The sequence below is a fragment of the Polaromonas sp. P1_E3 genome, assembly GCF_056405935.1.
The window spans coordinates 1-7,595 of the sequence record NZ_JBFUBD010000132.1; the positions used below are offsets into that span (position 1 = coordinate 1).

General features: G+C 57.8%; 7 protein-coding genes. All 7 read left to right on the forward strand.

Annotated features, from left to right (window positions below; translation table 11 throughout):
- Positions 1-573: RNA polymerase sigma factor RpoE (gene rpoE / locus AC1D0Z_RS13585; RefSeq protein ID WP_477658757.1), on the forward strand; the 573-nt coding region annotated here is incomplete at its 5' end.
- Positions 574-635: 62 nt separating this feature from the next.
- On the forward strand, positions 636-1,244 hold the full coding sequence (locus AC1D0Z_RS13590; RefSeq protein ID WP_477658758.1) for a sigma-E factor negative regulatory protein: 609 nt from the start codon (positions 636-638) through the stop codon (positions 1,242-1,244).
- A 90-nt stretch (positions 1,245-1,334) separates the two neighbouring features.
- A complete protein-coding gene (locus AC1D0Z_RS13595) occupies positions 1,335-2,309 on the forward strand; it encodes a MucB/RseB C-terminal domain-containing protein (RefSeq protein ID WP_477658762.1) in 975 nt (324 codons plus the stop codon).
- A gap of 117 nt (positions 2,310-2,426) precedes the next feature.
- Positions 2,427-3,890 (forward strand): DegQ family serine endoprotease, encoded by a 1,464-nt coding sequence (locus AC1D0Z_RS13600; RefSeq protein WP_477658763.1) that lies wholly within the window; start codon positions 2,427-2,429, stop codon positions 3,888-3,890.
- A gap of 560 nt (positions 3,891-4,450) precedes the next feature.
- Positions 4,451-6,262 carry a translation elongation factor 4 gene (gene lepA / locus AC1D0Z_RS13605; protein WP_477658759.1) on the forward strand — a complete coding sequence of 604 codons (1,812 nt, stop codon included), beginning with the start codon at positions 4,451-4,453 and terminating at the stop codon, positions 6,260-6,262.
- A gap of 11 nt (positions 6,263-6,273) precedes the next feature.
- Positions 6,274-7,245: a signal peptidase I gene (gene lepB, locus AC1D0Z_RS13610; protein WP_477658760.1), complete on the forward strand. Its 972-nt coding sequence runs from the start codon at positions 6,274-6,276 to the stop codon at positions 7,243-7,245.
- Positions 7,246-7,316: 71 nt separating this feature from the next.
- Positions 7,317-7,595 (forward strand): DUF4845 domain-containing protein (locus tag AC1D0Z_RS13615; RefSeq protein ID WP_477658761.1); only part of this gene is annotated, 279 nt, incomplete at its 3' end.

Genomic DNA, 7,595 nt, shown 5'->3' on the forward strand with positions numbered 1-7,595 from the left:
GTGGCGGGCGACCAGAAAGCGTATGAGCTGCTGGTCATCAAATACCAGCGGCGCATCCAGCGCCTGATAGGCCGTATGGTGCGCGACGTGGACCTTGTGGAGGACATTGCCCAGGAAACGTTCATACGCGCTTACAGGGCCTTGGCGCAGTTCAGGGGCGAGGCGCAGTTTTACACCTGGCTTTACAGGATCGCGGTCAATACCGCCAAAAAGGCCCTGATGGACCTTAAACGGGATCCAACGGTGTCTGAAAATGCCTTTAAATCGGGCCAAACCGACGAAAGCGATGAAACTTCCCCGCTTGAAAACGAACTAACAAGCTCGGAAACGCCTGAAGCCGTGCTGGCCACCAAGGAGATTGCGGAAATCATCAATGCCGCCATGGAAGCTTTACCAGAGGAGCTCCGCCAGGCTATTACCCTGCGCGAAATAGAAGGGCTGAGCTATGAAGAGATTTCGGAGGCAATGGATTGCCCTATTGGGACCGTGCGGTCCCGGATTTTCAGGGCGCGCGAGGCAATTTCGCAGAAAGTGAAGCCATTGCTGGAAAATCAGAGCGGCAAGCGCTGGTGAAGCCATAGCACCCAGGAACCGTCAGTGAATTCAAGAACTCCACGACTACTATGAAACCGTCCATGCAAACCAGCGAACTCATGTCTGCCCTCGCCGATGGCCAATTGGGCAGGGACGAACTTGTGGCCGCGCTTGAGGCTAGCCGGCGCGACGATTCGGCGGTCGTTATATGGGACACCTATCACCTGATTGGCGAGGCCTTGCGTTCTCCAGCACTCCAGCGCGAGGCGGTGGATATGGCCTTTTTGTCGCGCCTGAGCGGGCGTCTCGCTCAGGAGGCGCCAGCCGTGCGGAATTTTCCCCATGCAGCTGTTCCCGTGGACGTCATTCAGGCGCCCGCGGAAGGAACGCCCCATCAGCACGGCGAAGCCGCCAATGACAGCGATTTCCGGTGGAAGATGGTGGCAGGAATTGCCTCGCTTGCCGCAGTGGCCGCCATTGCGTGGAATGCCTCCAGTTCGCTGCCATCCGGCTCGGCACCGCAACTTGCCCAGGCGCCACTTTCACAACAAGTGGTGGTTGCTTCGCCCCAGGGCCCCATCGTGCGGGATGCCCGGCTTGAGGAGCTGCTGGCTGCACACAAGCAACTGGGCGGTACGTCGGCCCTGCAGGAGCCCTCGGGGTTCCTGCGCAATGCCACTTTTGAAACGCCGCAAAATGCAGGACGTTGAACAGGTGCCGGTTTGCTGCCAGGCCTTGAAAAAACCATGAAATTCAAGCTATTTCGCCTTCTGGCCCTTGCTGGCTGTGCGCTACCAGCTATGAATTTTGTAGCGGCTCAGGTGCCTCCGCCAATCGCTTCTGCTGCCTCCGCGGAGTCCCGCAACATCAACGATTGGCTGATGCGCATGCACGAGGCTTCCAAAAAGCGCTCGTATATCGGCACCTTTGTCGTCTCATCCGGTGGGGCCATGTCCAGCGCCAAGATATGGCATGTTTGTGAGGGCGACCAGCAGATGGAGCGGGTCGAGACACTGACCGGCGCACCGCGCTCCATCTTTCGCCATAACGACCAGGTGGTCACTTTCATGCCGGACCATAAGGTGGTTCGCAGCGAGAGGCGCGACTCGTTGGGTATGTTCCCCCAGTTGCTGCAGTCGACTGACAACCGGATTGCCGACTACTACAAGGTCCGGCCGGAAGGGTCCGAACGCGTGGCGGGCGTCGAAGCCGACATCGTGCTGCTGGTGCCCAAGGACACCATGCGTTTTGGCTACCGCGTCTGGACAGAACAGAAAAAAGGCCTGGTGGTGAAGCTGCAGACGCTTGATACCGACGGCAAGGTTCTGGAGCAGGCGGCATTTTCGGAATTGCAGCTTGATGCCCCGGTCAAAATGGACAAGCTCTTGCAGATGATGGGGAAGGTTGACGGCTACCGTGTTGAAAAGCCTGTTCTGGTGAAGACCACGGCAAGTGCTGAAGGCTGGCTCCTGAAGGCGCCTGTGGCGGGCTTCAAACCGCTGAGTTGCTACAAGCGGCCGGCGACGGCCCAGCTGCCAGCCGGCGCCACGTCCGGCGAGGAGCCCCTGCAGTGGATCTTCTCGGATGGATTGGCATCGGTGTCGATTTTTGTCGAACCATTTGACCGTCAGCGCCATGGCCAGGAATCGAGCCTGTCGATGGGTGCCACCCAGACGATTACCCGGCAGCTTGATGCCTATTGGGTCACCGTGATGGGGGAGGTTCCCATGGGCACCCTGAAGCTTTTTGCCAATGGGCTGGAGCGCAGGAAATAATATGCGGCGGCACTCCGTAATTCAACCGGAGCCCGCGTTTAACAGTTTTCTCACGCGGCCGCTTTGGTCTGCCGCCTGTTTGATTGCCGGATGACACTATTGATGACGAGGCTGATGATGCTTGAATTGAACTGGAAACCCCTGCGCTCCTGCCTGACCGCGGCCGTCGTGGGGAGTACTGCGGTCCTGGCGCTATTACCGGTTGAGCCGGTCTGGGCGCAGAACCGTACATTGCCGGATTTCACGGACCTGGTGGAGCAGGTGGGTCCTTCAGTCGTCAATATTCGCACCCTGGAAAAAGCCAAGCCGGCGGCATCCGGAAGCGCCGACGAGCAGATGCTGGAATTCTTCCGGCGCTTTGGCATACCTGTGCCACCCAATATGCCCCGTGCGCCCCGGCCGGACCGCAGCCCCGCGCCCGATGAAGACCAGCCGCGCGGCGTGGGATCGGGTTTCATCCTGACGGCCGACGGTTTTGTGATGACCAACGCGCATGTGGTCGAGGGCGCAGATGAGGTCATTGTCACATTGACTGACAAGCGCGAATTCAAAGCCAGGATCATCGGCGCAGACAAGCGCAGCGACGTCGCCGTCGTCAAGATCGAGGCGACAGGACTGCCCGCCGTGAAAATCGGCGATATCAACCGCCTCAAGGTCGGGGAATGGGTGATGGCCATCGRCTCGCCATTTGGTCTGGAAAACACCGTGACCGCCGGTATTGTGAGTGCCAAGCAGCGGGACACGGGCGATTACCTGCCCTTTATCCAGACCGACGTGGCCATCAATCCCGGCAACTCCGGGGGACCGCTGATTAATATGCGCGGTGAGGTGGTAGGAATCAACAGCCAGATTTATTCGCGCTCCGGCGGTTTCCAGGGTATTTCCTTTTCCATCCCCATAGACGAAGCCGCACGCGTATCCGATCAGCTGCGCACCAGTGGCAAGGTCACGCGGGGCCGTATCGGCGTGCAGATTGACCAGGTCACCAAGGAGGTGGCGGAATCGATTGGCCTGGGCAAAGCGCAAGGCGCGCTGGTCAGGGGTGTTGAAAGCGGTGCCCCCGCAGAAAAAGCCGGCGTGGAAGCCGGCGACATCATCATCAAGTTCGATGGCAAGCCGATTGAAAAATCCAGCGACTTGCCGCGCATGGTCGGCAATGTGAAGCCGGGCACCAAGGCCGTGGTGACGGTCTTCAGGCGCGGTGCGAGCAAGGATCTTTCGGTCACCATCGGTGAGGTTGAGGCTGAAAAGCCGGCGCGCAAGGCCTCGGCAGGCCCCGAGCCCAAGCCTCCGGTGGCAGGCGCCGCACAGGCTTTGGGCCTGGCTGTCAGTGAAGTGCCCGATGCACAGAAGAAAGAGCTCAAGATCAAGGGCGGCGTCAAGGTGGACACYGCTGAAGGCGCGGCCGCGCGGGCCGGGTTGAAAGAGGGTGACGTGATTGTTGCGATTGCCAACTCCGAAGTCACCAGCGTCAAGGAGTTTGAGGCGGCTCTCGCCAAAATCGACAAGTCCAAGTCCATCAACGTGTTGTTCCGCAGGGGCGAGTGGGCGCAATATGCGCTGATCCGGCCTTCTCGCTGAGGACTTCGGCGCCTACGTCCCGGGACAGAAAGCTGTCCCGGCCCCGCCTAACCCCCATACCCTGCCGGGCTATGGGGGTTTTTTCCGCCGGGACAGGGATTTCTGGCCTTCATAAAAAATATTTTTCACGAGGACTCCCCGGGGCTTGGTTGTTAGTGATTACTCACAATAAAACGGTCCACGGACCATTTTCGGTAGAATGCAGGCTCCCGGCTGTGCTATTCCGATATATCGCGATGGCCAAAATCCCGGTTTCCCTCGTTATTTTGAGTAATACCGAACGCTCCACAGATCACCCACAAGTTGTCCAGAGAGTAGTAGTAGAAAATTGTGAATAAGTTGTGCATAAGATTCATGTTGCTAGCCTGCAACGACAAAAATATGGCCATTTCGGGACTGTTCGCTTCCGGCTTTTTGCCTACAATGAAGTTCCAACTATCGCAGTTGCCATAGATTGTTGGTTCAGGGCGCGTCGCTACTCGACGCGCCCTTTTTTATGGCCCTCGCGAATTACGTTCAATCTCTTCGCAATACTTTCAAGTACTTAGGCGTTCTCGTTGATGAATCACATCAGAAATTTTTCGATCATTGCCCACATCGATCACGGCAAATCCACGTTGGCTGACCGTCTCATCCAGCGCTGCGGTGGTTTGCAGGACAGAGAGATGAGCGCGCAGGTTCTGGATTCGATGGATATTGAAAAAGAGCGTGGGATAACCATCAAGGCGCAGACCGCTGCGCTCAAATACAAGGCACTCAACGGCGAGGTCTACAACCTCAATCTGATCGATACGCCGGGCCACGTCGACTTCTCTTATGAAGTGAGCCGATCGCTGTCCGCATGCGAGGGCGCGCTGCTGGTGGTGGATGCCAGCCAGGGTGTGGAAGCGCAAACCGTTGCCAACTGCTACACCGCGCTGGACCTGGGCGTCGAAGTCGTTCCCGTGCTCAACAAGATGGACTTGCCGCAGGCCGACCCCGACAACGCCAAACAGGAGATCGAGGAAGTGATCGGCATCGATGCCACCGATGCAATTCCCTGCAGCGCCAAGACGGGACTGGGCATTGACGAGATTCTTGAGGCCATCGTTGCGCGGATCCCGTCGCCCAAAGGCAATGCGGATGGCCCCTTGCGCGCCATGATCATTGACAGCTGGTATGACGCTTATGTCGGTGTCGTGATGCTGGTGCGGGTCGTGGACGGCCGGCTGGCCAAGGGCGACCGCATCAAGCTGATGGCGAGCGAGGCTACCTACAACGCCGAACAGCTTGGCGTTTTTACCCCGCATACCGAACCACGCCAGGCGCTCGAGCCTGGTGAGGTGGGTTTTGTGATTGCCGGCATCAAGGAGCTTCAGGCGGCACGCGTCGGTGACACCATCACCCTGATCAAGCCGGGTACCGGCGGTGCTGCTTTTACTGCGACGGAGGCGTTGCCCGGCTTCAAGGAAATCCAGCCGGCGGTGTTTGCCGGCCTCTACCCTTCGGAAGCCAGCGAGTACGAGTCCCTGCGGGACGCCCTGGAGAAACTCAAGCTCAACGATGCGTCGCTGCACTATGAACCGGAAGTCAGCGAGGCGTTGGGTTTTGGCTTTCGCTGCGGCTTCCTGGGCCTGCTGCACATGGAGATCGTCCAGGAGCGGCTTGAGCGCGAATTCGACCAGGACCTGATCACGACGGCGCCCAGCGTGGTGTACGAGGTGCTCAGGTCTGACGGCGAAACTATCAGGGTCGAGAATCCGTCCAAAATCCCGGACGGCGGGAAAGTCAACGAGATCCGCGAGCCCATCGTGACCGTGCACTTATATATGCCGCAGGATTATGTGGGCGCCGTCATGACGCTTGCCAACCAGAAAAGGGGTATCCAGCTGAACATGGCGTACCACGGCAAGCAGGTCATGCTGACCTACGAGATGCCGCTGGGCGAGATCGTGCTGGACTTTTTCGACAAGCTCAAGTCCGTCTCCCGCGGCTACGCGTCCATGGACTACGAATTCAAGGAATTCCGGGCATCCGATGTGGTCAAGGTCGACATCCTGCTGAACGGCGAAAAGGTCGATGCGCTGTCCATCATCGTCCACCGCAGCCAGTCGGCCTACCGCGGCCGGGCGGTGGTGGCCAAAATGCGGGAGATCATTTCCCGGCAGCAATTCGACGTCGCCATTCAGGCCGCGATCGGAGCCAACATTATTGCGCGTGAGACAATCAAGGCGCTGCGGAAAAACGTGATCGCCAAGTGCTACGGCGGCGATATTTCACGCAAACGCAAGCTTCTTGAAAAACAAAAAGCGGGTAAAAAACGCATGAAACAAATTGGTTCTGTTGAAGTCCCCCAGGAAGCCTTCCTGGCCATTTTGCAGGTGGAAGACTGATGCGCGGCGCAATGAGCACGATCACGGCCGTGGTGCTGGCCGCCTTTGTGGGGTATGGCGCTGCCTGGTATTTCGGTATTGTGGAAGGCAACTTCTCCTTGCTGCTCTTCCTGGCATCGGTTGTCACCGGCATCTACTGGCTGGCCGAACGTTTTTACTTTTTGCCGCAGCGCTACCGGGCCGCTGCCGCGCTGGAGGAAAGCGCCGCCAGGCGGCAGGCCGAACTCGCCGGCAAAGGCATCAGCCAGATCGACAACCACGTTGATGAAGCGAGAACCCGGCTCATCATGCAGCCCTGGTGGCTGGACTGGACTGCTGGCCTCTTTCCGGTGATCGTGGTGGTTTTCCTGTTGCGATCCTTCCTGTTTGAGCCCTTCAAGATTCCATCGGGATCCATGATCCCGACCCTGCTCGTCAATGACCTGATCCTCGTCAATAAATTTCATTACGGAGTCCGGCTGCCGGTGCTCAATATCAAGGTGCTGGACAACAACAGCCCGCAGCGTGGCGACGTGATGGTGTTTCGTTACCCGCCAAAACCGAGCCTGGATTACATCAAGCGTGTGGTGGGTGTGCCCGGGGATGAGGTGGCTTACCTGAACAAGAAGCTGACCATTAACGGCAAGCCCCTGGTCAAGACCCCTTTGCCCGACTTTTTTGACGAAGATATCCTGCGCTACGCCAAACAGTTCGAAGAGGTCAACGGCACAAAGAAATACCGTCTGTTGAATGATGACACCCGGCGGGCCGGCCTCGATGAACGGGAGGTCATGGACTTTCCTTTCAAGGAAAATTGCCGTTACAGTAGCGAAGGCGTTGTCTGCAAAGTGCCTGAGGGGCAGTACTTCATGATGGGCGATAACCGCGATAATTCGCTGGATTCCCGCTATTGGGGGTTTGTTCCCGACAAAAACATCGTCGGCAAGGCCTTTTTTGTCTGGATGAATTTCGGCAACCTTAAACGTATCGGTTCTTTCGAGTAGCCATCTTTTTTGGTGTACTTTGGCGTCATAGCGCACCACGGCAGAACTTCCTTAGTCAAGCAGGAGAAAAAATGAAACATCGTCAACGCGGCATTTCCTTTATTGGCCTTCTGTTTGTGGGCGGTGTTCTGGTATGCGGCGGCATTCTGGCTGCGCAGGTTGTACCGACGCTGGTGGAGTACCAGGCCATCAACAAGGCTGCCGGTAAAGCCAGGGAAGGCAACACCGTGGCGGAAGCCAGGTCGATCTTTGACAAGGCTGCAGCGATTGACGACATCAAGTCGATCACCGGAAAAGACCTGGAAGTGACCAAGGAAGGTGACAAAACCGTGGTGGCTTTTGCCTATACC

Bases quoted from the DNA above. Each gene is read 5' to 3' on its own strand.
- AC1D0Z_RS13590 (WP_477658758.1), top strand. From the start codon at position 636: ATGCAAACCAGCGAACTCATGTCTGCCCTCGCCGATGGCCAATTGGGC.
- AC1D0Z_RS13595 (WP_477658762.1), top strand. From the start codon at position 1,335: ATGAATTTTGTAGCGGCTCAGGTGCCTCCGCCAATCGCTTCTGCTGCC.
- lepA (WP_477658759.1), top strand. From the start codon at position 4,451: ATGAATCACATCAGAAATTTTTCGATCATTGCCCACATCGATCACGGC.
- lepB (WP_477658760.1), top strand. From the start codon at position 6,274: ATGAGCACGATCACGGCCGTGGTGCTGGCCGCCTTTGTGGGGTATGGC.